Source organism: Buttiauxella sp. S19-1 (assembly GCF_022134725.1).
Taxonomy (GTDB): Bacteria; Pseudomonadota; Gammaproteobacteria; order Enterobacterales; family Enterobacteriaceae; genus Buttiauxella; species Buttiauxella ferragutiae.
The window spans coordinates 1-1,364 of sequence record NZ_JAHWLU010000246.1; the positions used below are offsets into that span (position 1 = coordinate 1).

The 1,364-nt window shown below is 46.6% G+C and carries 2 protein-coding genes; one reads left to right on the forward strand and one right to left on the reverse strand.

Annotated features, from left to right (window positions below):
- On the forward strand, positions 1-250 hold a 250-nt coding region (locus MES37_RS24360), incomplete at its 5' end, for a hypothetical protein (protein WP_208856730.1).
- Here the strand turns inward: MES37_RS24360 and MES37_RS24365 are convergent.
- Positions 247-1,281 carry an IS110 family transposase gene (locus MES37_RS24365; protein WP_237932822.1) on the reverse strand — a complete coding sequence of 345 codons (1,035 nt, stop codon included), beginning with the start codon at positions 1,279-1,281 and terminating at the stop codon, positions 247-249. The two genes, MES37_RS24360 and MES37_RS24365, sit on opposite strands and share 4 nt — an antisense overlap.
- Positions 1,282-1,364: the final 83 nt, after the last annotated feature.

The window sequence follows — 1,364 nt, forward strand, 5'->3', positions numbered from 1 at the left end:
TGAGTCATATATGGACGCCCAGTGTTATGCAAATACTGATTTGATACGGTTCGCTGTCATATATCCGGCGTCATTTATGGAAAGAGGTTTCCTGCGCCATGATGTCATCCGCACCCTGTTTCCTTATCACCTCACCGGTATGTTGCTACCAGAACTCACGCCAGGATTTTACAGGGTCGGTCTGCCGTTTTCTCATCAGTGTCTGCAAACTCAGTTAAACTATGGTGATTCCAGAAAAACGGGCAATTAGTTTGTTGCAAAAGCTTTGTTAATATTGAAATTTTCTGACCCTGTTAATAATCGCCAGATAATGCGTGTGAGCTTATTAGCCAATGCCACCGTCGCTTTCATTTTGCCTCTTCGCTCAATAAGATGTTTCATCCAGCTTCCCAGTGCATCATCGCGCTTCTGTGACCAGAACATGACTGACCGTGCTCCATGGATAATCAGCGTTCGGAGATCACGGTTTCCATTTTTAGTCATTGAGGACAGGTTATTTTTTCCTCCCGAACTACGCTGCTTGGGTACAAGACCACACCAGGAAGAGAGTTGCCTGCCATTCGTAAACTGTTCTGCATTGACCTCACTTAGAAATGCAGCGGCAATGAGAGGTCCTACTCCCGGTATCGTCATCAGTACTTTGTATTTTGGGAGCTGTTGACATAAAGCCAAAATGTTGTGTTCCGTCGAACGGATGCGCTCATCAAGCAAATGAAGGTTTTCCAGTAACGAAAAAAGTAAACCGCGTAATACCGGGGAAATATCCAGCGCCGGATCTTCAATAAGTTCAGGCAATCGTTGTGACAGGATATGAATGCCCACAGGGAGTTCAATCCCCTGTTCAGCAGCCAGTGCCCGGGCTTGATTTGCCACCGCCGTGCGTTGTTCGACCATTAGCTGGCGGGCGCTGCGAAATGCTTTAATATCCTGTTGCCCGACGGTTTTTATCGTCACAAAATGGATACCAGGGCGTAGCGCAGCCTCACAGATCGCCAGTGCGTCATTAGCATCATTTTTCTGATGACGGGTAAAAGCCTTAACATGTTGGGTTGGGATAAGGCGAACGAGAAGCCCGATTGACTTGAAGGTTCGTCCCCAGTAATGCGAAGTAGCGCAAGCTTCCATTGCAATCAACGTATTAGCTGGAAACTGGCGAAGGGTATCCAAAAGTTTATTTCTGGGAATTTTTCGATTGGATGCAACAGTTCCATCACTCATCCAGACACATACCTGAAAAACAGACTTAGCTAAATCGATCCCGACAACTTTTATCGAGTTCATGATGTTGTTCCTCTGCGAATAGACATTCAGCATAAGTGTGGCAGAACTTAGGCTGGGAAGGGGCGTCCATCACATCACCTCTG